Annotated in this window: 20 protein-coding genes; 16 read left to right on the forward strand and 4 right to left on the reverse strand. The window is 67.4% G+C overall.

The annotated features are described in order from the left end of the window. Nucleotides 1-51: 51 nt before the first annotated feature. Together hemP and ACN0V4_RS01545 are read right to left on the reverse strand one after the other, a co-directional pair. A complete protein-coding gene (gene hemP, locus ACN0V4_RS01540) occupies nt 52-219 on the reverse strand; it encodes a hemin uptake protein HemP (RefSeq protein WP_417672748.1) in 168 nt (55 codons plus the stop codon). Further along, the gene (locus tag ACN0V4_RS01545; protein WP_417672749.1) at nt 216-383 is read right to left on the reverse strand and encodes a hypothetical protein; all 168 of its coding nucleotides are present in this window, start codon (nt 381-383) and stop codon (nt 216-218) included. Before ACN0V4_RS01545 ends, hemP begins: the two co-directional genes overlap by 4 nt. A 277-nt stretch (nt 384-660) precedes the next feature. Between ACN0V4_RS01545 and ACN0V4_RS01550 the strand changes: the two genes are divergently transcribed. The 10 genes from ACN0V4_RS01550 to ACN0V4_RS01595 all read left to right on the forward strand — a co-directional run bounded on the left by ACN0V4_RS01550 (nt 661) and on the right by ACN0V4_RS01595 (nt 10,180). Next, a complete protein-coding gene (locus tag ACN0V4_RS01550; RefSeq protein WP_417672750.1) occupies nt 661-1,626 on the forward strand; it encodes a class 1 fructose-bisphosphatase in 966 nt (321 codons plus the stop codon). Between the two features lie 117 nt (nt 1,627-1,743). Then, nucleotides 1,744-2,400: a phosphoglycolate phosphatase gene (gene gph / locus ACN0V4_RS01555; protein WP_417672751.1), complete on the forward strand. Its 657-nt coding sequence runs from the start codon at nt 1,744-1,746 to the stop codon at nt 2,398-2,400. 74 nt (nt 2,401-2,474) lie between these two features. Further along, nucleotides 2,475-2,915, forward strand: a complete 441-nt coding sequence (gene aroQ, locus ACN0V4_RS01560; protein WP_417672752.1) for a type II 3-dehydroquinate dehydratase — start codon at nt 2,475-2,477, stop codon at nt 2,913-2,915. A gap of 199 nt (nt 2,916-3,114) precedes the next feature. After that, nucleotides 3,115-3,810 (forward strand): fumarylacetoacetate hydrolase family protein, encoded by a 696-nt coding sequence (locus ACN0V4_RS01565; protein ID WP_417672753.1) that lies wholly within the window; start codon nt 3,115-3,117, stop codon nt 3,808-3,810. Nucleotides 3,811-4,006: 196 nt separating this feature from the next. Continuing rightward, entirely contained in the window at nt 4,007-4,783 is a 777-nt protein-coding gene (locus ACN0V4_RS01570) for a crotonase/enoyl-CoA hydratase family protein (RefSeq protein ID WP_417672754.1), read from the forward strand. After that, on the forward strand, nt 4,780-5,283 hold the full coding sequence (locus ACN0V4_RS01575; RefSeq protein ID WP_417672755.1) for a MarR family winged helix-turn-helix transcriptional regulator: 504 nt from the start codon (nt 4,780-4,782) through the stop codon (nt 5,281-5,283). The genes ACN0V4_RS01570 and ACN0V4_RS01575 overlap by 4 nt, the downstream gene beginning before the upstream one ends. Before the next feature lie 3 nt (nt 5,284-5,286). Next, nucleotides 5,287-7,101 (forward strand): feruloyl-CoA synthase, encoded by a 1,815-nt coding sequence (locus tag ACN0V4_RS01580; RefSeq protein ID WP_417672756.1) that lies wholly within the window; start codon nt 5,287-5,289, stop codon nt 7,099-7,101. 133 nt (nt 7,102-7,234) lie between these two features. Then, the gene (locus ACN0V4_RS01585) at nt 7,235-8,107 is read left to right on the forward strand and encodes an amidohydrolase family protein (RefSeq protein ID WP_417672757.1); all 873 of its coding nucleotides are present in this window, start codon (nt 7,235-7,237) and stop codon (nt 8,105-8,107) included. A gap of 83 nt (nt 8,108-8,190) precedes the next feature. After that, on the forward strand, nt 8,191-9,762 hold the full coding sequence (locus tag ACN0V4_RS01590) for an acyl-CoA dehydrogenase family protein (RefSeq protein ID WP_417672758.1): 1,572 nt from the start codon (nt 8,191-8,193) through the stop codon (nt 9,760-9,762). A 136-nt stretch (nt 9,763-9,898) separates the two neighbouring features. Then, complete coding sequence (locus tag ACN0V4_RS01595) at nt 9,899-10,180, forward strand: cupin domain-containing protein (RefSeq protein ID WP_417672759.1); 282 nt, start codon at nt 9,899-9,901, stop codon at nt 10,178-10,180. A gap of 44 nt (nt 10,181-10,224) precedes the next feature. Here ACN0V4_RS01595 and truA read toward each other — a convergent pair whose 3' ends face one another. Further along, on the reverse strand, nt 10,225-10,995 hold the full coding sequence (gene truA, locus ACN0V4_RS01600; RefSeq protein ID WP_417673062.1) for a tRNA pseudouridine(38-40) synthase TruA: 771 nt from the start codon (nt 10,993-10,995) through the stop codon (nt 10,225-10,227). A 99-nt stretch (nt 10,996-11,094) separates the two neighbouring features. On the opposite strand from truA, the gene ACN0V4_RS01605 reads away from it, so the two are divergent. Genes ACN0V4_RS01605 through ACN0V4_RS01620 form a run of 4 tightly spaced genes read left to right on the forward strand, consistent with a single transcriptional unit; the run spans nt 11,095 to nt 14,636 of the window. Then, nucleotides 11,095-12,510: a YcjX family protein gene (locus tag ACN0V4_RS01605; RefSeq protein ID WP_417672760.1), complete on the forward strand. Its 1,416-nt coding sequence runs from the start codon at nt 11,095-11,097 to the stop codon at nt 12,508-12,510. Beyond that, on the forward strand, nt 12,507-12,956 hold the full coding sequence (locus ACN0V4_RS01610; protein WP_417672761.1) for a GNAT family N-acetyltransferase: 450 nt from the start codon (nt 12,507-12,509) through the stop codon (nt 12,954-12,956). Before ACN0V4_RS01605 ends, ACN0V4_RS01610 begins: the two co-directional genes overlap by 4 nt. Continuing rightward, nucleotides 12,953-13,948 (forward strand): YcjF family protein, encoded by a 996-nt coding sequence (locus ACN0V4_RS01615; RefSeq protein WP_417672762.1) that lies wholly within the window; start codon nt 12,953-12,955, stop codon nt 13,946-13,948. The genes ACN0V4_RS01610 and ACN0V4_RS01615 overlap by 4 nt, the downstream gene beginning before the upstream one ends. 58 nt (nt 13,949-14,006) lie before the next feature. Continuing rightward, nucleotides 14,007-14,636 (forward strand): glutathione S-transferase family protein, encoded by a 630-nt coding sequence (locus ACN0V4_RS01620; protein WP_417672763.1) that lies wholly within the window; start codon nt 14,007-14,009, stop codon nt 14,634-14,636. A 19-nt stretch (nt 14,637-14,655) separates the two neighbouring features. Here the strand turns inward: ACN0V4_RS01620 and ACN0V4_RS01625 are convergent, their stop codons facing one another. Further along, on the reverse strand, nt 14,656-18,075 hold the full coding sequence (locus tag ACN0V4_RS01625) for an indolepyruvate ferredoxin oxidoreductase family protein (RefSeq protein ID WP_417672764.1): 3,420 nt from the start codon (nt 18,073-18,075) through the stop codon (nt 14,656-14,658). A gap of 135 nt (nt 18,076-18,210) precedes the next feature. Here ACN0V4_RS01625 and ACN0V4_RS01630 point away from each other — a divergent pair, with 135 nt between their 5' ends. Next, nucleotides 18,211-18,672, forward strand: a complete 462-nt coding sequence (locus tag ACN0V4_RS01630; protein ID WP_417672765.1) for an Lrp/AsnC family transcriptional regulator — start codon at nt 18,211-18,213, stop codon at nt 18,670-18,672. 192 nt (nt 18,673-18,864) lie between these two features. Then, nucleotides 18,865-21,213: a FecR domain-containing protein gene (locus tag ACN0V4_RS01635; RefSeq protein ID WP_417672766.1), complete on the forward strand. Its 2,349-nt coding sequence runs from the start codon at nt 18,865-18,867 to the stop codon at nt 21,211-21,213. The last annotated feature ends 18 nt before the right edge of the window (nt 21,214-21,231 follow it).

A 21,231-nucleotide genomic window follows, 5' to 3' on the forward strand; every position in this document is an offset into this window, starting at 1 on the left:
GGGGGGATGCAAATTCGCCGCGCCCTCGGAGAGGGGCGGCGAAGCGCTCGGTCACTTGGTCAGAATCAGCTTGCCGGCGCGGGTGATGCGCAGGGTGTAGATCTGGTCACCCAGGGTGATATGCGCCAGGTTGCCGCCGCCGGTCAGGGTTTCGGCCTGATGCGCCGGGACGGATTGCGCGGTAATGCTGCGGATGGTGTCGGTGGTCTGAATGGTCATCGCCTGATCCTCGTTTCGGCCTCGATACGGTCGATCACGGCGTCCATGGAAAACCCGGGCCAAAGTGCGGCCTCGCTGAGGATGCCGACGACGTCGGCTGCCACCTGGGCGGATGTGCCGGCCAGCCTGTCGCTGAGGGGCCGGGGGGCGTTCGGGCTGTGCATGGGCGCGTTCCCTTCTCCTGCGGCTGGCTGATCCGTGGCTCCGGATTGGCTGGATGAATTCAATAACTGACTAATTCAGTCACCTTTGTCAATCCGAGTTTTTTTGTCAGATTGCGGGGCGGCGGAAGCGCGCCACCGGGGATGTGGCGAGGCGCCGGATGCGCCCGATCAGGCCGAAATCCCCCGGTGCCGCTGCTAATCCGCTTTTACGGCGCCCGAATTCCCTATAGGTCAGGAACCGCGAGTTTCAGCCATCCCGAGGACGGAGGACCAGACCTTGACCACCACCCCCAGCCTTATCGCTCCCGCAGGCAGCATTCCCGAGGCGCTGGTCGCCCCGATGCAGGCGCTGGCGCGTGTCTCTGCCGATCTGGCCCTGACCATCGCCCGCGGGCCGCTGGGCGGCGGGTCGCTGGCGGCGGAGGTCGGCAACAACTCGGACGGCGACCACCAGAAGGCGCTGGACGTGATGGCGGACGAGGCCTTTGCCGCTGCTCTGCCGGGCACCGGAGTGCGCTGGTACGCGTCCGAGGAGCAGGAAGAGGTGGTCGAGATCGACGCCGATGGCACGCTGGGCCTGGCGATCGACCCGCTGGATGGCTCGTCCAACATTGACGTCAACGTGTCTATCGGCACCATCTTCTCGATCCGCCCGGCGCAGGCCGGCGGCGCGGAGACCTTCCTGCGGTCCGGGCGCGAGCAACTGGCCGGCGGCTATGTCGTCTATGGGCCGATGACGGCGCTGGTGGTGACCTTCGGCGCCGGCGTGCTGACCTTCGTGCTGGACCCCGAGGACCGGGTGTTCAAACCGGTCGTCAGCCCGAAACCGATCCCGGCCGCGACCAAGGAATTTGCCATCAACGCCTCGAACGCGCTGCGCTGGGAAGCGCCGGTGCAGGCCTATGTCACCGATTGCCAGAAGGGCGAGGCGGGGCCCTTGGGCAAGAATTTCAACATGCGCTGGGTCGCCTCGCTGGTGGCCGAGACGCATCGCATCCTGTCGCGCGGCGGCGTGTTCCTTTATCCGTCCGACAGCCGCAAGGGGTACGAGGCCGGCCGGCTGCGGATGGTCTATGAATGCGCCCCCATCGCCTTCCTGATCGAACAGGGCGGCGGGCGCGCCACCACCGGGCGGCTGCCGCTGCTGGATCAGGTGCCCGACAAGCTGCATGCGCGCACGCCGCTGGTCTTCGGCTCGACCGAGGAGGTCGACCGGATCACCGCCTATCACCAGGCGGGCTGAGGCCGGCCGATTGGAGCGGGGGGCGCTGCCCCCCACGGCCTGCGGCCTCCCCCCGGGATATTTCCGGCTAGAAAAAGCCGGAACGGGGCGGCGGCTGGCGGCAGAGGAGAGAGGCCCATGGCGGCGATTGTTTTCGATCTGGACGGCACGCTGGTGGACAGCGCGCCGGATATTCAGGCGGCGCTGAACGCTGTCATGGCCGAGGCGGGGGCGGCGCCCTTCGATCTGGCCAGCGTGATCAGCTTCATCGGTGGCGGCATCCCGCCGCTGATGGAACAGGCGATGCGGGCGCGCGATCTGCCGATGGCGCAGCATGCGGCGCTGGTGGCGCGGATGTCGGCGGTCTATGGCGCCGAGAATACCGCGCGGACGCAGGTGTTTCCCGGGGTGATCGGCGCGCTGGAGCAGTTGCGCGATCGCGGCCATGCGCTGGGCGTGTGCACCAACAAGCCGGAAGCTCCGGCGCGCGACATCCTGCAGGCCCTGGGGCTGGCGCCCTATTTCGAGGTCTTGATCGGCGGCGACACATTGGCGGTGAAGAAACCCGATCCGGCGCCGTTGCATGCAGCCTTTGCCGGGCTGGCGGCGGGGACTGCGCTCTATGTCGGGGACAGCGAGTTCGATGCGGAGGCGGCGCGCCGCGCCGGCGTCGATTTTCTGCTGTTCACCGAAGGTTATCGCAGATCGCCGGCGGAGGCCCTGCCGCAGCGGGCGCGGTTCGATGCCTATGCGGCCTTTCCCGATCTGGTCGAGACCCTGCTGGCGGTCGGGTGAGCGGGCGGATTGCGGTTTTCGTTCCCGGCGCCGCGGTCTAGTCTGGCGGCGCAGAGAGATCACAGGACAGCGCGATGCATAGCCGGACCATTCACATCCTCAACGGGCCCAACCTGAACCTTCTGGGCAAGCGCGAGCCGGAGATCTATGGCCGCGACACGCTGGAGGATGTGGCGCGCACCTGCGCCGCCCTGGCGGTGGAGCTGGGGCTGGAGACCGCGCTTTATCAGTCGAACCACGAGGGCGAGATCGTCGAGATGATCCATCGCGCCCGCGAGGCGGCGGCGGGGATCATCATCAACCCGGCCGCCTATACCCATACTTCGGTGGCGATTCTCGATGCGTTGAACGCCTTCGAGGGGCCGGTGCTGGAGGTGCATATCTCCAACGTCCACAAGCGCGAGAGTTTCCGGCATCATTCCTATGTCTCGCTGCGCGCCGAGGGGGTGATCGCGGGCTTCGGCGTTCAGGGCTATGAGTTGGCGCTGAGGCGGATGGCGGTGCTGCTGGGCTGAGGTCTGCCCGTCGGCGGGCGGAGGTGCCCAAGCTGTCATCACGGGGCGCGGCGCGGCCGGTGCCACGGTGGGATTTCGGGCGTGCGGCGCTTCTCGATCGCGGGCTTTGCGGATATGCGGCATCAGGTGGTGCTGCGGCCGGGGGTGTCCGGACCCGCCGGCACCAGAGAGAACCGGGAATTCAGGAGGAATGCGTCCCATGACCCAATATCTGTTCGAGCCGCCAAAGGTTCTGTCCATCCCTGTTCAGGGCGAGGTGGGCCAATACCCGGTGGGGCGGATCTTCTGCGTCGGGCGCAACTATGCCGCCCATGCCGCCGAGATGGGGGGCGAGGTGGACCGCGAGGCGCCCTGGTATTTCATGAAATCGGCGAGCGCCTATGTGGCCAGCGGTTCGACCATCCCCTATCCGCCGGGAACCGCGAATTTCCATTACGAGATGGAACTGGCGCTGGTGCTGGGCGCGCCGGTGTTCCAGGCCGATGAGAGCGCGGCGCGGGCGGCGATCTATGCCTATGGCTGCGGCCTCGACATGACCCGGCGCGACCGTCAGCAGGACGGCAAGGATCATCGCCGGCCCTGGGATCTGGGCAAGGATATCGAAAATGGCGCGGTGATGGCGCCGCTGACCCGGGCCACCGACTGGCAGCCGGCAGGCCAGCGGATCCATCTGGAGGTCAATGGCGAGGTCAAGCAGGATGCCACGCTGGAGGATATGGTCTGGAACGTGGCTGAAATCGTCGCGCATCTGTCGAAATACTATCACCTGCGGCCGGGTGATCTGATCATGACCGGCACGCCGGCGGGCGTCGGCCCGGTGGTGGCGGGCGATGTCATCACCGGCGGGATCGACGGGCTCGACCCGATCGAGCTGAAGATCGCTCCGGCGGAATAGGTTGGCGGTCCCGCGGCTTCCGGTGCGGCAGGCCGCGCCGGCGATCGGGCGATTGACACATCGGGCGGCGGGGGAAACCCCGCCGCTTTGTCATTGGCGACGGCGGAGAGGGATTGCGAATCCGCGCAAAATTAGTTATCAATCATAACAGTTATTAGATACAGCCGCTTTAGGGTGGAGGAGACCGGAGAGCGTCATGACCAAACCAATGCTCAAGATCGAGATTGAGGGCGATATCGCCGTTCTCACCATGGACCGTCCGGAGAAGCGCAACGCCATGTGCGATCAGCTTCTTGAGGAGATCGACGCCTTTTTCTCGAAACCGCCCGCGGGGGTGAAGGTCGCGGTGCTGACCGGCACGGCGGGGCATTACTGTTCCGGTCTCGATCTGAGCGAACATGTGGCGCGCGACGCCGAGGGCACCATGCGCCATTCGCGCAATTGGCATGGCGTCATGGACAAGATCCAATATGGCGGGCTGCCGGTGGTCTCGGCGATGATGGGGGCGGTGATCGGCGGCGGGCTGGAACTGGCGACCTCGACCCATGTGCGGATCGCCGAACCCTCGACGATCTTCCAGCTGCCCGAGGGGCGGCGCGGCATCTATGTCGGTGGTGGGGCGAGCGTGCGGGTGGGCCGCATCCTCGGTGCCGACCGGATGGTCGAGATGATGCTGACGGGCCGCAAGTACAATGCCGAGGACGGCACCGCACTGGGGCTCGCGCATTATTCGGTGGGCGAGGGCGAGGCGCTGCCGATGGCGTTGGATCTGGCGCGCAAGATCGCCAGCAACGCGCCCCTGTCGAATTACGTGATGATCCATGCGCTGAGCCGGATCGAGGATATGGACAAGGCCGGCGGGCTGTTCACCGAAAGCCTTTGCGCCGCGCTGACCCAGACCAGCCCGGATGCGGTCGAGGGGCTGGCGGCCTTCCTGGAGAAGCGCACGCCCAGCTTTGGACAGGGCCGGTGAAGCGGCCCGCCATCACCCCGGTGACGCCCGCCCCCGAGGAGGGGGTGACGCAGGTGTCGGATGCGACGCTGCGCGAATTCATCGGCTATCACATGAAGCGCGCCTTCAACGTGGTGCAGGCCGATCTGAACCAGACGCTGAAGCCGCTGGAGCTGCGCATGGTGACCTATTCGGCGCTGGTGCTGATCGTCGACAATCCGGGGCTGCGCCAATCGCAACTGGCCGAGGCGCTGGATGTCGAGCGCGCCAATCTGGTGGTGATCGTGGACGAGCTGGAGGGCCGCGACCTGATCACCCGCGACCGGGTGCCGACCGACCGGCGCGCCTATGCGCTGAACCCGACCTTGGCGGGACGGCGGCTTTGCAGCAAGGCGGTGGAGGCCGTCCGCGGCCACGAGCGGCGTATGCTGGGCGGCATGGAGGAGGAGACCAAGCAGGCGGTGATCCGGGCGATGTCCCTGATCAGCCGCGGCTCGGAGGGAGGTTCAAAGGGAGGATGAACCATGAATTGCATATCGCGGTATCGTCCGCATAGCGTCCTGCGCGAGGATCGGGCCGACGGCACCGTGCTGCTGCGGTCTGGCTATGATCTGGGGCCGGTGGTGACGCGCACCGGCGACTGGCTGCACCATTGGGCCGAAGAGGCGCCCGACCGGGTCTTTCTGGCCGAACGCCATGGCGCCGGCTGGCGCGAGGAAAGCTATCGCGCCGTGCTGGGGCAGGTGCGGGCGGTGGCCGCCGCCCTGCTTGGCCGCGGGCTGGGGCCGGATGCGCCGATCATGGTGCTGTCGGGCAATGGTGTCGATCACGGCATTCTGGCGCTGGCCTGCCAATATGCCGGCATTCCGCTGGTTCCGGTGGCCGAGCAATATTCGCTGATCCACGGCGCCCATGGCCGGCTGCGGCACGCGATGGAGCTGATCGAGCCCAAGCTGGTCTATACTGTCGATGCCGATCATTATGCCGAGGCGCTGGCGCTCGACATCTTCGAGGCGGTCGAGGTGGTGGCGAGTCGCCCAGGCCGGTCCGGTGCCACCGCCTTTGCCGATCTGCTCAAGGGCGATCCGGGCGTCGATGTGGATGCGGCCTTTGCCGCCGTCACCCCCGACACCGTGGTCAAGATCCTGATGACCTCGGGCTCGACCTCGAGCCCCAAGGGGGTGCTGACGACGCATCGGATGATGTGCGCCAATCAGGTGATGCTGGCCGAGTCGCTGCCGTTCCTGCGTGACCGGGCGCCCCGCATCATCGACTGGCTGCCGTGGAACCATGTGTTTGGCGGTTCGCATAACTTCAACATGATGCTGGCCAATGGCGGTTCGCTCTATATCGACGACGGCAAGCCGGTGAAGGGGCTGTTCGAGCGGTCGGTCGAGAACATGCGGATGATCTCGGGCACCATGCTGTTCAACGTGCCGGTGGGCTTTTCGATGATGCTCGACGCGCTGCGCAAGGACGACCACCTGCGCCGCATGGTGTTCTCGGATCTCGACATGCTGTTCTATGCCGGCGCTTCGCTGCCGCAGGAGGTCTGGGACGGGTTCGAGCGCATGGCGATCGAGGCGCGGGGTGCGGTGCCCTTGATGACCTCCTCCTGGGGGCTGACCGAGACGGCGCCGGCCACCATGATCCAGCAGGAGCCGACGGACCGCTCCGGTGTCATCGGCGTGCCGATGACCGGGGTGCGCGTCAAGCTGATCCCCGAGGAGGACGGCCGGTTCGAGGTGCGGGTGAAGGGGCCGAACATCACGCCCGGATATTTTCGGGCGCCGGAGAAGACGGCGGAGGCCTTTGATGAGGAGGGCTTCTTCATCACCGGTGACGCGATGAGCTTTGTCGACCCGACCGATCCGAACCGGGGCATGAAGTTCGAGGGGCGGATTTCCGAGGATTTCAAGCTGACCTCGGGCACCTGGGTGCGCGCCGGTCAGCTGCGGATGGAGGTTCTGGCCTGTCTGATGCCCTTGGCGCAGGACGTGGTGATCACCGGCGCCGACCGCGACGAGATCGGGGTGATGATCTTTCCCAACCGCGAGGTTCTGGCGAACGAGGGCTTCGACGAAGCCGATCAGGGCGGCGCCCTCTCTGACCCGCGGCTGTTGTCGGACATCCACCGCTGTCTCGCCGAGCGGGCGCTGTCGATCTCGGGCAGTTCCTCGCGCATCGCCCGGGCCATGGTGCTGGCCGAGCCGCCCTCGATGGCCGAGGGCGAGATGACCGCCAAGGGCAACCTCAATTTCCGCAAGGTGCTGGGCCGCCGGGCCGATCTGCTGGAACGGCTCTATGCGCCCGATGATCCCTGCGTGACGCGGATATGAGGCCGGGCGTGCCGAGTGATGTGTTTCCGCCGGGGCCAAAGACCCCGGATCGCGGCCCCCCTCGGGCCGGGCGCGATCCGATGTTATTCCTGACCCGCGCCAAGCGATATTTTCCCCTGTTTCGAGGACTCAAATGATCGACCTGTCCAAAATCCGCGCCATCGACATCCACACCCATGCCGAGGAACCCTGTGGCTGCCATGCCGATGACGGTTATGACGACCTGCAATCCACCATGGCGAAATACTTCGGTGCGCCTTGGAGCCATCCGCCCACTATCCAGCAGACCGCCGCGCATTTCCGCGAACAGAACATCGCCGCGGTGATCTTCCCGGTCGATGCCGAACGCGAGACCGGCTATCGCCGCTATTCCAACGACGAGGTGGCCGAGATCGTGGCGGAGAATTCCGACGTGCTGATCCAATTCGCCTCGATCGACCCCTGGAAGGGCAAGATCGGGGTGCGCGAGGCCAGGCGGCTGATGCGCGAATATGGCATCAAGGGCTTCAAGTTCCACCCGACCATGCAGGGCTTTTACCCCAACGACCGCATCGCCTATCCGCTTTACGAGGCGATCGAGGAGGAGGGGGGCATCGCGCTGTTCCACACCGGCCAGACCGGTGTCGGCTCGGGCATGCCGGGCGGCAATGGCATGCGGCTGAAATATTCCAACCCGATGTACATGGATGACGTGGCGGTCGATTTCCCCGATCTCAAGATCATCCTCGCCCACCCCTCCTTCCCCTGGCAGGAAGAGGCGCTGTCGGTGGCCCAGCACAAGCCCAACGTCTATATCGACCTCTCCGGCTGGTCGCCGAAGTATTTCCCGCCGCTTCTGGTGAAATACTGCAACTCGATCCTGCGCAAGAAGGTGCTGTTCGGCTCCGACTGGCCGATGATCACGCCGGAGCGCTGGCTCGCTGATTTCGAGAAGATCGAGATCAAGGACGAGCTGCGCGAGGACATCACCAAGAACAACGCCGCCCGGCTGCTGGGGCTGCTGTAACCACGACCGCGCCGGCCCACCCCGTGCCCCTAGGGGCGCGGGGTGTGGCCTTGCGCCCGCCTGTCCTCCGGGGAAGATGACGCATGAAACCCTTTTCCGCACCGCTCGACGATATCCTTTTCACCCTGACCCATGTGGCGGGGGCAGGGACGACGCCCGGTTGGGACGCCGAGATGGCCGCAGGGATCGCCGGCCATTTCGCCGCCTTCGCCGAGGGCGAGATCGCGCCGCTGGATGAACCTGGCGATCAGCAAGGGTGCCGGCTGGAGGGCGGGCGGGTGCGGATGCCCGACGGCTTTGCCGCGCTCTATCAGTCCTATGCCGATCAGGGCTGGCCGGGGCTGACCGCGCCCGAAGACTGGGGCGGGCAGGGGATGGGGGCGCTGATGCTGGCCATCACCTCGGAAATCTTCTCGGGCGCCAATCATGCGCTGCAGATGGTCACCGGGCTGGTGCCCGGCGCGATCCGCACCCTCCTGCGGTTTGGAACCGAGGATCAGAAGGCGCGCCATCTGCCCGGCCTCGCGTCGGGCGAGACGCTGGCGACCATGTGTCTGACCGAACCCGGCGCCGGGTCGGATCTGGCCCGGGTGCGCTGCCGGGCGGAGCGGGACGGCGGATTGTGGCGGATCACCGGCGAGAAGATCTTCATCTCCGGCGGCGATCAGGACATCAGTCCGCGCATCCTGCATCTGGTCCTGGCCCGCACCTCGGACGAGGGCATCAGGGGGCTGTCGCTGTTCCTTTGCCCCTCTGGGCGCGCCGACGGCAGCCGCAACGCCGTCGCCGTCACCCGGATCGAGGAAAAGATGGGGCTGCATGCCTCGCCCACCTGCCAGCTTGCCTTCGACGGCGCCGAGGCCGAGCTGATCGGGGAGGAGGGGCAGGGGCTGCGCGCCATGTTCACGATGATGAACCACGCCCGCGCCGATGTGGCCTTGCAAGGCGTCGCCCATGCGGCGCGCGCCCATGACATCGCGGCCGCCTATGCGGCGGAGCGTCTGCAGGGCCGCACGCCTGACGGGGCGCCGGCGCGGCTTGATCAGCATGCCGACGTGCGCCGCATGCTGGACGAGATCGACGCCTGTGCTCTGGGCGGCCGGGCGGTGGTGCATCTGGCCTATGCGGTGATGGAACGCGGCGACGATCCGGCGCTGGTGGAATTCCTGACGCCGGTGGCCAAGGTGCTCTGCACCGAAGGCGGCATGCGGGCGGCGGAACTGGGCACCCAGGTGCTGGGCGGCTATGGCTATCTGCGCGAATACCGGCTGGAGCAGACCTATCGCGATGCCCGCATCACCGCGATCTACGAGGGCGCCAATGGCATCCATGCGCGGATGCTGGTCACCCGGCTGCTCGGCGGGGCGGAGGCGGCGGCTTTCGACGCCTTCCTGACAGACGAGGGCGGGGCGGGCGATCTGGCCGATCTCTGGCGGCGGGCGCGGGGGCATCTGATGGCGCTTCCCGATCCGACGCCGCAGGCGCATGATTTCATGCAGCTCACCGCGCTGGTGCTGCTCGATTGCGTCTGGGCCCGCATCCTGGCCGCCGCCGATCACCATCCCGATCCGGCGCGGCTGCGGCGGGTGGCGACCGGGGCCGCCGCCCGCGGGCGTGCTTTTGCGCAGGCCCATGCGGATTGCGTCGGGGTTTGATCGGGGTCCATCAAACTGGCCTGCTCGACATTGAAAAAGTGGATATATGTCAGGGCATTGGTCGCTCCTAGGCTCCGCTGAAACAACAGCGAGGTTTCCCATGTGTTCCGAAGGCGGATCGGCCCTGGCCACGGCCATGATCGACAACGAACGTGTCCGCGTCACCGAATGGCGGTTCAAGGCGCCCGGCGACAGCACCGGCTGGCATCGGCATGAATACGACTATGTCGTGGTGCCGCTGTTCGACGGGTTTCTGGAAATCCATCTGCCGGGCGGCGAGGTGATCCAATGGCCGGTGCAGAACGGCGTGCCCTATTACAAGCCGCTCGGGGCCGAGCATGACGTGATCAACCCCAACGATTTCGAATGCGCCTTTGTCGAGATCGAGCTGCGGGAAGCCCCGCGCCCCGCAGCCTGACGCCTCCCCGCTGCGGGTTGTCCCTGTCGCGAAACGCGGCGGGGTCAGCCCGCGAAGGGGTCGGCGGGATAGCCCACCCGCGCCAGATAAAGCCCCTGCGGCGGACAGACCGGGCCGCAGGCGGCGCGGTCGCACGCTTTGAGCGCGCGGCTTACGTCCTCGGGCGCCCAGGCCCCGGCGCCGACCCGTTCCAGCGTGCCGACAAAGCTGCGCACCTGATTGTGCAGGAACGACCGGGCGCGAACGTGGAAATGGATCTCAGGGCCTGAGAAGCCGTTAACCGCCTCTACCCGCAGCTCGTCCAGCGTTTTCACCGGGCTCGCCGCCTGGCAGATCGAACTGCGGAAGGTGGTAAAGTCATGCTGCCCCAGCAGCAGATCGGCGCCGGCCTGCATTCGGTCCACATCGAGCGGATGGGTGACCTGCCAGACCTGGCCGGCGTCATGGGTCGCGGGCGCGCGGCGGACCAGGATGCGGAACAGATATTGCCGCTCCACCGCTGAAAACCGCGCGTGCCAGTCGTCGGCGACCCGGGCGGCAGCGACGATGGCGACCGGCTGCGGCTTCAGATGGTAATTCAACGCCTCCGACAGCCGGAAGGGATCCCAATCCTTGGTCAGGTCGCAATGGGCCACCTGGCCCAGCCCGTGGACGCCGGCATCCGTGCGGCCGGCGGCGGCGATGGTATGGGGGCCGGGTTCCAGCCGCGCCAGCGCCGCCTCGATCGCACCCTGGACCGAGGGCAGATCCTTCTGCCTCTGCCAGCCGGCAAAGGGGGCGCCCTGATATTCGACTTTCAACGCGTAACGTGGCATGGCCTTGGCAGTAGCGTGGCGGGTCGGCGTGGGCAAGTCCCGCTTGGCCCCGGCGCGTGGCATGCCTATCTTGGGCGGGCATTGAGGCGGGAGACGGATTTGATCATCACCGATCTGGCGGATGAGGTGGCGCGCGGGGTCGAAAGCCTCGGCGGGCGCATTTCCGAAACCTTCTTCGAACCGGTCATCCGGCTGGGGGTCACCGGGCTTGCCCGCTCGGGCAAGACGGTCTTCATCACTTCCTTGGTGGCGAACCTGCTGGACCGCGGCCGCATGCCCGGGCTGGTGGCGGCGCAGGAGGGGCGGATCGAGGCCGCCTTTCTGCAACCGCAGCCCGATGTCACCGTGCCCCGCTTCGAGTTCGAGGAGCATCTGGCGGCGCTGACCGGTCCGCACCCGCATTGGCCGGAAAGCACCCGGTCGATCTCGGAACTCAGGCTGTCGCTTCGGGTGCGGCCCTCGGGGCTGCTGGCGGGGCTGCAGGGGCCGCGCACCGTGCATCTCGATATCGTCGATTACCCGGGCGAATGGCTGCTCGACCTGGCGCTTCTGGACATGTCCTATCGCGACTGGGCGGAGGATGCGCTGAACCGCCTGGCCCACCGACCCGAGGCGCAGCCCTATCTGGACCAGGCCCGCGCCACCGATCCCGATGCCGCGCTGGACGAACCGGTGGCGCAGGCGCTGGCCCGCAGCTTTACCGCCTATCTCGACACCGCGCGGGGCAGCGGATCCTATGACTGCATCCCGCCGGGGCGGTTCCTGCTGCCGGGCGATCTGGCGGGCTCTCCCGTCTTGACCTTTGCGCCGATCCCCGAGGGTGCTGGCCGGCGTGGCAGCCTTCTGCGCGAGATGGAGCGGCGGTTCGAGGCCTATAAGGCCAAGGTGGTGAAACCCTTCTTCCACGATCACTTCGCCCGCATCGACCGGCAGGTGGTGCTGGTCGATGCGCTGGGGGCGATCCATGCCGGCCCGCAGGGGGTGGAGGATCTGCGCCGCGCGATGGAGGGGATCCTTGGCGCCTTCCGCCCCGGTCGCAACGCCTTTCTGACCCGGCTCTGGCGCGGCAGGCGGGTCGACCGCATCCTGTTTGCCGCCACCAAGGCGGATCACCTGCACCACAGCCAGCACGCCCGGCTGACCGCGATCATGGAGGCGCTGACCCGCAGCGCCCGGGATCGCGCGCAATTCGCCGGGGCGGAGACGGCGGCGATGGCCATCGCCTCGCTGCGCGCCACCACCGAGGAAATGCGCGAGCATGACGGGCAGCAACTGCCCTGCGTGCGTGGGCGGTTGCTGGAGGATGGCCGGCAGGCGGCGTTTTACCCGGGCGAGCTGCCCGAGGATCCGGCGCGGCTGCTCGCCCCCGCGCGGCAGGGCGCGCGCTCCTGGCTTGGCGCCGATTACGGGCTGATGCGCTTCGCCCCGGCGCCGCTGGCGCTGCATCCCGGTGACGGGCCGCCGCACATCCGGCTGGATCGCGCCGCGCAATTCCTGATCGGAGATCGGTTGTGAGCCTTTTCCTGCGCGCCGCCCGGCCGCTCGACGCTGGGGGGATGGGGGATATTCTCCATTGCTTCCAGCGTGATACCGATTGGATGCCCGATCATCATTCGGGGGCCGAGGCGATCGCCCATTGCGACGTGATGATCGCGCTGGGCTGGGTGACGGTGGCCGAATACGCCGGTGCCGTGGTGGGCTTTCTCGCCCGCCATGGTGAGGAGATCTGCGCGCTCTACCTCGCGCCGGGCGCACGCGGCACCGGGGTGGCCGATCTGCTGATGGCCGAGGCCAAGGCGCGGTCCCCCCGGCTGTGGCTCAGGGTGATCGAGGCCAATACCCGGGCACATCGCTTCTATCTGCGCGCGGGCTTTGCCGAGGTGGCGCGCGGCGATGGCGCCGAGAATGACGAGAAGCTGCCGGATATCACCATGGTCTGGCCAGGGGAGGCTGCACGATGACCAAGGGCCCGGTGTTGTTTGATCTGGAGCAGAGCGGCGAGGCCTTACCGGATGTGGTCGAGGCCGCGCCGGTGCCCGATCCCGATTGGCCCGATGCCGGAGCCACGGCGATGGGGCGCGCGGCGCGGATCGCCGGCGCCCGGCCCTCAAGGCTGGCGCGCTGGTTCTGGGGGCTGTTGAGCGGGGTTCTGGGCGCGATGATCTCGGTCGCCGCCTGGGATTTCGTCTATCGGCTGATCGACCGGCTGCCGATCCTGGGCTGGGCGGTGGCGGCGCTGATCGTGGCGCTGTTGATCGTCGTGGCCCTTCTGGTGCTGCGCGAACTGGCGGCGCTGGGTCGTCTCAAGCGGCTGGACGGGTTGCGGCGGCAGGCCGATGTCGCCCTGGCCGATGCCGATCTGGAGCAGGCCCAGGCGGTCGCCGCCCGGCTGATCGGGCTTTATGCGGGGCGGGAGGATACCAGTTGGGGCCGCGCCCGGATGGAGGAACAGCTCTCTGAACAATTCGATGCGGTCGCCGTGCTGGAGCTGGTCGAGGCCGAGGTTCTGGCGCCGCTCGACGCCCGCGCCTCGCGCGAGGTCGAGGCGGCGGCGCGGCAGGTGGCGACGGTGACGGCGCTGGTGCCGCTGGCCTTGGCCGATGTGGCGGTGGCGCTGACCGCCAACCTGCGCATGATCCGCCGGGTGGCCGAGGTCTATGGTGGCCGCGGCGGGCTGCTGGGAAGCTGGCGGCTGATGCGGGCGGTCTTCGCCCATCTGGTGGCGACCGGGGCCGTGGCGGTGGGGGATGACATGCTGGAGCCGCTGCTCGGCGGGTCCATCCTGAGCAAGCTGTCGCGGCGCTTCGGCGAGGGGCTGGTCAATGGCGCGCTCTCGGCCCGGGTCGGCGTCGCGGCGATGGAGGTCTGCCGGCCGCTGGCCTTCACCCCGCGCCACAGGCCCTCGGTCCGGGGCATGGTGAAGCGCGCGCTCACCGGGTTGATCGGGCGTTAGGACGGGGGTTGTCTGGCCGGCTCACGCGGGTAACGTGACGGCCAGAGGAGGACTCCAAATGATCTTTTACGACTGCTCCACCGCCCCCAATCCGCGCCGGGCGCGGATGTTCATCGCCGAGAAGGGGCTTGAGATCGAGACCCGCGATATCTCGATCGCCAAGGGCGAACAGCTCGGCCCCGACTTTCTGAAGGTGAACCCGCGTGGCACCCTGCCGGTGCTGGTGACGGATGATGGCACCGTGCTGGCCGAGAACCTGGGCATCGCCGCCTATCTCGAGGCGCGCTTTCCCGAGCCGCCGCTCTTGGGCGAGACGCCCGAGGAGAAGGGGCTGGTGATGATGTGGAACGCGTTGGTCGAACAGCACGGCGGCCTGCCGATCGCCGAAACCTTCCGCAATTCGAACCCCCACATGAAAGGGCGCGCGATTCCCGGGCCGCAGGATTACGACCAGATCCCGGAATTGGCCGAACGGGGCCGGGCGCGGGTGGCGGCCTTTTTCGACATGATCGAGGCGCGGCTGAGCGACAGCGCCTTTCTGGCCGGCGACCGGTTCACCCTGGCCGATATCACCGGCTTTGTCTTCATCGACTTCGCCCGGGTGATCAAGACCCGCATCCCCGAGGGCAACAGCGCCACCCTTGCCTGGTTCGACGGCATCAAGGCCCGCCCCAGCGCCGGGTTGTGACGCCGGGGACGGATGGGCGTCAGCCCAGACGGCTCAGCCCCTCATTGGCGGCGGCGCGGGCCTTCTCTGCGGCCGCCATCCGTACCGGACCATAGCCGCGGATCTCCTGCGGCGCGCGCAGCAGGGCGAGGCAATCGTCCTGTCGTGCTGGGCTATAGGCCTCTTCCACCCGGGTCATCACCCCATCGTACCAGGCCAGAAGATCGCGGTGCAACCGCGCCTCGGCATGATGGCCGAAGGGGTTCAGTACGCTGCCGCGCAGCCCCTTCATCCCGGCCAGAATCCGCAGCGCGGGGCGCAGCCAGGGGCCGAAGCGGCGTTTCAGCGGGCGTCCGCGCGCGTCGCGCCCCCGGCTGAACAGCGGCGGGGCGAGCTGGTATTCGACCCGGAAATCGCCGGCGAATTTCTCCTTCAGCTCAGCCTCGAAGCCCGGATCGGTCAGCAGCCGGGCGACCTCGAATTCGTCCTTATAGGCCATCAGCCGGAACAGCGATTGCGCCGCGGTCCGCAGCAGGGCCTCCGGCGCGCCGGAGCGGGCGGCGAATGTCTCAAGCCGGGCGCGATAGCGGGCGGCATAGGCGGGGTTCTGATAGGCCGCGAGGAAGGCGGCGCGCCGGTCGATCATCTGTGCCAGGGGGGCCTCTGTCGGGGTCTCCTCCCGCCAGAGTTCTGCCAGCCGCTCCGGCGCCGCGGCCAGAATGCGGCCGATGGCAAAGGCCATGCGGTTGTGCTCCACCGCCACCCCGTTCAGCACGATGGCCTGGTCGAGCGCGCCGGCGCTGACCGGCACCAGCCCCTGCTGCCAGGCGAAGCCCAGCATCATCACATTGGCGAAAACCGTATCGCCCAACAGCCGTTCCGCCGCATCGTTGGCATCAAAGGCCGCGAGGTTGTCCGCCCCCACGGCGGCAGCAATCGCCGCCTCGCGCTCGGCCGGTCGCAGCGTGGCGTCGCGGTGCAGCACCAGATCGCCGGTCGGCATCTCGGCCCGGTTCAGCACCACCTTGGTGCCGCGCCGGTAATGGGCGCTGGCCTTGGGGGCCGAGCTGACCACCAGATCGCAGCCGATCACCGCATCGGCCGCACCGGCACCGATCCGCACCTGATGGATGGCGTCCGGCCGCTCTGCCAGGCGGATATAGCTCAGCACGGTGCCGAATTTCTGCGCGAAGCCGGTGAAATCCAGCACCGAGGCGCCCTTGCCCTCGAGATGCGCGGCCATGGTGATCAGTGCGCCGACGGTGACGACGCCGGTGCCGCCCACCCCTGTGACCAAAAGGTCGCGTGGTTCCGTGAGTGGGGGTGAACCAGGGGTGGGCAGCGTGGCAGTAATTGCCGTGAAGTTGTACGCAGCCGGCGGGGTTTTCCGCCGCTCGCCCCCGTGAATTTTTACGAAACTCGGGCAAAACCCTGAAACGCAAGAGAAATCCTTGTTGCAGGACGACAGGTTGATCTGCCGTTTGCGCCCCAGCGGCGTCTCGCGCGGCTCAACGCTCAGGCAGTTCGAGGCCACCGAGCAATCGCCGCAGCCCTCGCAGACAAGATCGTTGATCCAGGTGAATTCTGCCGGATCCGCCATCGTGCCGCGTTTCCGCCGCCGGCGTTTCTCGGTGGCGCAGGTCTGTTCATAGATCAGCACGGTGACACCGGGGATGTCGCGCAGTTCGCGCTGCACCGCGTCCAGATCCGCCCGGTCGTGAAAGCTGGTGCCGGCGGGGAAATCGGCGTGGTCGAACTTGTCGATATGATCCGAGACCAGCGCGATCCGCTCCACCCCCTCGGCACGGCAGGTCTGGGCGATGCCCGACACGCTGACCGGCCCGTCGACCGGCTGGCCGCCGGTCATGGCGACGGCATCGTTATAGAGGATCTTATAGGTGATGTTGGTCCTGGCCGCGACCGCCTGCCGGATCGCCAGGCTGCCGGAGTGATACCAGGTGCCTTCGCCCAGGTTCTGGAAGATATGCTTGCCGCCGGTGAACTTGGAGGCAGCCACATGCGGCACCCCCTCGCCCCCCATCTGGGCATAGCCGCCGGTGGCGCGGTCCATCCAGCTGGCCATCACGTGGCAGCCGATGCCGCTGGCCGCGCGCGATCCCTCCGGCACCCGGGTCGAGGTATTGTGGGGGCAGCCGGAGCAGAAATAGGGCGTGCGGCTGGCACCGGGGACGGTCAGGACCGGCGGTGGCGTTTCGGTCAGCGCCCGCGCCTTGGCCGGCAGACCTTCCTCGGGGAAAAACCGGTCCAACCGCGCAGCCACCACCGGCACCAGCATCAGCGGGTCCAGCTCTCCCACCCAGGGGATCAGCGGGTTGCCCTGGCTGTCGTATTTGCCGACCATTTTCTCGGGCTTGTGGCCGGGCCAGTCATAGAAATACTCCTTGAACTGGCTCTCGATGATGCCGCGCTTTTCCTCGATCACCAGCACCTCGTGCTTTTCGCGCACGAATTCCAGCGCATCGCGCCGGGCCAGCGGCCAGACCATGCCGACCTTATAGATGTCGATGCCCAGCCGGCGGCAGGTGGTCTCATTCAGGCCCAAGAGCCGCAGCGCCTCCATCAGGTCCAGATGGCCCTTGCCGGTGGTGACGAAGCCAAAGCGGGCATCGGGGATGTCATAGATCGCGCAGTCGATCGGATTGGCTTCGGCAAAGGCGCGGACGGCACGCAGCTTGGCCTCGATCCGCATCTCGATCTCGGGCGAGGGCAGGTCGGCGGCGCGCACGTGCAGCCCGCCGGGATAGGGTGGCAAATCGGGCAGGGCAAAGCCGCGATCGGGGCGCAGATCGACCGAGCGGGCCGATTCCACGGTTTCCGAGATCGCCTTGAACCCGACCCAGCAGCCCGAGAATCGCGACAGCGCCAGCCCGTATTCGCCGAATTCCAGATATTCCGCGACCGAGGCAGGATTCAGCGTCGGCATGAACCAGGCCATGAACGCAACGTCGCTTTGATGCGGCATCGAAGAGCTGACACAGCCGTGATCGTCGCCCGCCACCACCAGCACGCCGCCCTTCGGCGACGATCCATAGGCGTTGCCATGCTTCAGCGCGTCGCCCGACCGATCGACGCCGGGGCCCTTGCCGTACCACATGGAAAACACCCCCTCGACCTCGCAGCCGGGATCGAGACTGGCCTGCTGCGCGCCAAGAACGGCGGTGGCGCCCAGATCCTCGTTCACCGCAGGCAGGAAGGTGATCCTGTCGGCCGCCAGCCGATCTCGCGCGCGCCATAGCTCCAGGTCGAGCCCGCCCAGCGGCGAGCCGCGATAGCCCGAGACGAAACCGGCGGTGTTGAGCCCGGCGGCACGGTCGCGGCGGGCCTGATCCATCATGATCCGGGCCAAGGCCTGGGTGCCGGTCAGAAACACCCGGCCGGTGGTGAAATCATAGCGGTCCTGCAGCCGATAGGTCGGAAACGCGGGGTCATGCTGGCTCATGGTGGGCCTGTCCTCTGGGTGTTTGCAGGGAATGATCCCCCGGGCGGGGTGGAAAATCTTGCCAGTTTTCATGGATTCCAACGAAAATTCGGTTTAGATTTCCGCATCGAGGGGAAAATCAGAAATGGAAAACCGATGGTGCCGCTTGACGCCCGCGACCTGCGGCTGCTGAAGCTCCTGCAGGAGGATTGCCGCCGCTCCAATGTCGAACTGGCCGAGGCGGTGGGGATGTCGGCCTCGGCGCTGTGGCGGCGGGTTCGCGCGCTGGAGGAGGCCGGCGTGATCGAACGCTATGGCGCGGTGGTCAACCCGGCGCAGATGGGGCTGGGGTTTCAGGCCATCGTCCACGTTCATCTGACCCGACACGATCCCGACCGGATCGTCGAATTCATCCGCGCGGTAGAGACCAAGCCAGAGGTGCAGGAATGCTATGCCACCACCGGTCAGGCGGATTACCATCTGCGGGTGCTCTGCCGCGATCTTGAGGCCTATAACCGCTTTCTCGAAGACTTCCTGTTCCGGCTGCCGGCGGTGGACAGTGCCCAGACCAATGTGGTCCTGCGCACCATCAAGCGTAGCCGTCCGATCTCCGGTTAGCTCACCGCAGGCCGATCATCAGGTCAAGTGGGGCAATCCTGCCTTGCCGAAGGGCGGCGTTGCGGCCTATGCGGCCCCGAGGCGGAGGGGGCCAGGCGCATTCCCGTGTTCTGCCCCCTTGACCTAGCGGGAAGATAGGGCAAACAGCAACAGGCTTTGGGCGACCTGCATGCAACAGAGGGACGGTATTCGGTGGTTCGGTCTGTGGTCTTCGCTATTCCGGTGCGCGCGGCGATTGCCGCGGTGGTCGGCTGCCTTGCGCTGACCGTCTCATCCGCAGGGATCGCGGCCGAGGTCGATCCGATGGACGCGCCGCTGGAGCATGTCCGCTTGGACGAGGCCGACACGCTGCGCGGGATCGTCGAGAAATATCTGCACGATCCCGATCTCTGGCCAGTGGTTCTGGCGCTGAACAACATCGCTTCGCCGGCCGATCTGCGGCCCGGCACCGATCTGGCCTTGCCGGTGCGGCAGGTGCTGGCGGTCGATCATGCGCTGCAGGCCGCGCTGCAGGACATTCAGCGCGCCAGTGCCGAAGGCGCCCGTATCTTCGCCCCGATCGAGATCGGTCGCGCGCTCGAGGCCCGTGAGGCGGCGCTGTCGCAGCGCCAGCGGGGCGACTGGCGACAGGTCATCAGCTATGCGGGGGAGGCCAGCGATTTCGCCCGCCGGGCGCTGGAGATTTCCATTGCCCAGCGGGATCGGGCGGCAGAGGCGGTGGTCTCCGACGTGCAGGGGCGGGTCGAGGGGCGCAGCCCTGCGGAACCCGCCTGGACCAACCGGCTGGCCAGCGATGTCCTGGTCGAGTTCGAAAGGCTCAGGACGCTGTCGAATTCCAGCACGCAGATCACTTTCCGCGATCTCAGCCGGCTGCGGCTCAACCAGAACTCAAACGCGACGATCCAGCGGATGCGTTCCGATCCGCTGACCGGCGGCGAGGTGACCAAGGTGTCGCTCGCCGAGGGCGATTTCTACGCGCTGCTCAATCAATTGTCCGACCGGGTCTCTTTCAAGATCGAGGTGCCGGGTGCGGAAACCACCACACGGTCGTCGGATTTCTGGATCAAGCAGGACGAAAGCGGCGCCCGTTTCGTCAACTATGACAGCCCCGATCTGGAGATCGCCCATGGCGCCGAGACCATCACCCTGGGCGAGAACGAAGGGGTGGTGCTGACCGCGGCCGGTTCGCGCCGGGCGCTGGTGCTGGACAGCCCGCAGCCGATGGTGCCCGCGCCGGGGAGCATTCTTTACGGTTCTGACGCGCCGCTGGCCTGGCAAAAGCTCGACGGTGCGCGCGCCTATTGGCTGGAAATCGCGGCGGATCCGGGTTTCAACCAGTTGATGCTGTCGGAATGGGGGATCAAGGCGCAGGGTTTTGCCGTCAAGGGATTGGCGCCCGGGCAGTACCACTGGCGGATCGCCGCGCTCGATGCGCTGGGGCTGCCTGGCGCCTGGAGCGCGCCGCGCGATTTCACCCTGCGCGTCGATATCACGCCGCCGTTTCTGGCGCTGCTGTCGCCGGCCGAGGGCAGCATTCTGACCGCGCCCGAGGTCGAGGTGCTGGGCGCCTCGGAACTGTCGGCGCAGATCGCGTTGAACGGCGCGCCGCTGGCGTTGGGGGCTGATGGGTCGTTCCTGGCCCGGCTGGCGCTCGATCCCGGAGAAAACCGGATCGAGCTGGCCGCCCGGGATCCCGCCGGCAACGAAAGCCACCGCAGCCTGATGGTGATCTATCGCCCGGTCGCGGCGGTGCAGATCACGCTCTCCGACACGATCCCGCGGGTCGATGGCGCGCTGGTGTCGCGCACCGACGGTCTGACCGTCACCGCCGCGACCAGTGCCATCCCCGGCACCGAGGCGGTGGTTCGCGACGCGGCGGGGGCAGAGGTTCTGCGCACCAGGATCGACGCGGCGGGCCGGCTGAGCTTCACCGTGCCGGTGACCGAGACCCGCCGCCGCTTTGGGATCGAGATTCTGGGCCCTGGCGATGCGGTGGAGGGGCGGCTTGAGTTCTTGGCACTGAGCGACCGGCTCGCGCCCGAGATCGCGCTCGACCTGCCGCCGCCACGGGTGACCGGTGAGGCCGAACTGCCGCTTGCGGGCATGGCGGGCGATGCGGTGGCGCTGGAGCTGAATGGCGAAGAGGTGGCCCTGACCGCGGGGCGTTTCGATCTGACCCATCGGCTTGTCCCCGGCGAAAACGGGCTGGAGCTGACGGCGCGGGATGCGGTCGGGAACGTCTCGCGCACCCGGTTCGACGTCTTCTTCGACATTGAGCCGCCGGAGCTGTCGCGGATCGAACTCGGTCGGCCGCAGGGCGACAGCGGGCCGATCGAGCTGACCGTGATGGCGCGGGATCCCGGCGGGTTGCGGCAGGCGGCGGCCTTCACCCTTTCGGTCGGGGGGGAGGAGGTGCGGGGGTTTCTGCGCTGCGACAATGCGACGGGGGTTTGCCGCGCCAGTCTGCCGCCGCGTCCGGGAAAGCTGCGGCTGATCGAGCTGGCAGTCGAGGATTACGCTGGTAATACTGCCATAAAGTAGGGTTTCGAGTGGCCCCAG

It is taken from the genome of Pseudodonghicola sp. (genome assembly GCF_048268305.1).
Taxonomy (GTDB): domain Bacteria; phylum Pseudomonadota; class Alphaproteobacteria; order Rhodobacterales; family Rhodobacteraceae; genus Pseudodonghicola.

Coding starts and splice junctions, on each gene's coding strand:
- ACN0V4_RS01620 (WP_417672763.1), top strand. CDS start 14,007: ATGATCTTTTACGACTGCTCCACCGCCCCCAATCCGCGCCGGGCGCGG.
- ACN0V4_RS01570 (WP_417672754.1), top strand. CDS start 4,007: ATGACCAAACCAATGCTCAAGATCGAGATTGAGGGCGATATCGCCGTT.
- ACN0V4_RS01590 (WP_417672758.1), top strand. CDS start 8,191: ATGAAACCCTTTTCCGCACCGCTCGACGATATCCTTTTCACCCTGACC.
- ACN0V4_RS01585 (WP_417672757.1), top strand. CDS start 7,235: ATGATCGACCTGTCCAAAATCCGCGCCATCGACATCCACACCCATGCC.
- ACN0V4_RS01565 (WP_417672753.1), top strand. CDS start 3,115: ATGACCCAATATCTGTTCGAGCCGCCAAAGGTTCTGTCCATCCCTGTT.
- ACN0V4_RS01625 (WP_417672764.1), bottom strand. CDS start 18,075: ATGAGCCAGCATGACCCCGCGTTTCCGACCTATCGGCTGCAGGACCGC.
- ACN0V4_RS01615 (WP_417672762.1), top strand. CDS start 12,953: ATGACCAAGGGCCCGGTGTTGTTTGATCTGGAGCAGAGCGGCGAGGCC.
- hemP (WP_417672748.1), bottom strand. CDS start 219: ATGACCATTCAGACCACCGACACCATCCGCAGCATTACCGCGCAATCC.
- ACN0V4_RS01630 (WP_417672765.1), top strand. CDS start 18,211: ATGGTGCCGCTTGACGCCCGCGACCTGCGGCTGCTGAAGCTCCTGCAG.
- gph (WP_417672751.1), top strand. CDS start 1,744: ATGGCGGCGATTGTTTTCGATCTGGACGGCACGCTGGTGGACAGCGCG.
- ACN0V4_RS01545 (WP_417672749.1), bottom strand. CDS start 383: ATGCACAGCCCGAACGCCCCCCGGCCCCTCAGCGACAGGCTGGCCGGC.
- truA (WP_417673062.1), bottom strand. CDS start 10,995: ATGCCACGTTACGCGTTGAAAGTCGAATATCAGGGCGCCCCCTTTGCC.
- ACN0V4_RS01580 (WP_417672756.1), top strand. CDS start 5,287: ATGAATTGCATATCGCGGTATCGTCCGCATAGCGTCCTGCGCGAGGAT.
- aroQ (WP_417672752.1), top strand. CDS start 2,475: ATGCATAGCCGGACCATTCACATCCTCAACGGGCCCAACCTGAACCTT.
- ACN0V4_RS01595 (WP_417672759.1), top strand. CDS start 9,899: ATGATCGACAACGAACGTGTCCGCGTCACCGAATGGCGGTTCAAGGCG.